1 protein-coding gene is annotated in these 666 nt (G+C 63.8%); it reads right to left on the bottom strand.

All coding sequences use genetic code 11. The features are described 5' to 3' along the window. A partial coding sequence (locus DS839_RS35885; RefSeq protein ID WP_368912123.1) for a conjugal transfer protein TraW family protein occupies window positions 1-666 on the bottom strand: 666 nt, incomplete at both ends.

The following is a 666-nucleotide window of genomic DNA, read 5'->3' as shown; positions in this document are numbered from 1 at the left end:
TACTGCGCCTCCAACGGGCCGGACAGCTTGTCGGCAGAAGCCAGCAACAGCGCCGCGAGATTCGCTTCGAGGCGCTGGTTCTGCTCGTATTGCTTGTGGTGAATCCACACTTCAAGGCCAGCCATCTTGGCCGCCTCAACCAGAAGGCCACGCTGGGGCTGGCGGGCCATCGACCCTGACCACTGCTCGGCCTCCTTACCCCCGAAATACTGATTCACGCGCAACTTGAGCACTTCATTCGGGGACTTGCCCCCAAACTGGGCAGACTGGGTGTTGGCAGCGTCGATCATCGCAAGGCTGTACGCTGGCACGGAGAGCAGCGCATCCTTGCGATTCTTCACGACCATGAAGGCTTCACCTGCGGGCGTGCCGCCAGCGGACTTCTCCAGCTTCTGATCGGGTGCGCCCAGTACATGCTGGATGTAGGCATAACGCGCCTCCGTCTGGAGGCTGCCTGCCGGGGCAGCATCGAACAGCAAGGCGGCGTTCGTGTCGCCACCCGGCAACTGGCTGGCCGAGCAGAGGCCAGCACTCGCCTCTGCGGCGGTGCAGAACTTGCTGCGGTGCGTGTCCAGACGCGCCTGCATCGCCTGCGCCGTCGAGTTCACCAGACGCCCCGGAGCTACATCAGTCATGCCGACAGTGGTCTTCGCCTGCACGGCAGCC

It is taken from the genome of Taklimakanibacter deserti (assembly GCA_003574785.1).
The sequence above is the reverse complement of the archived record's forward strand: the minus strand, read 5'-3'. Positions and strand labels throughout refer to the sequence as shown.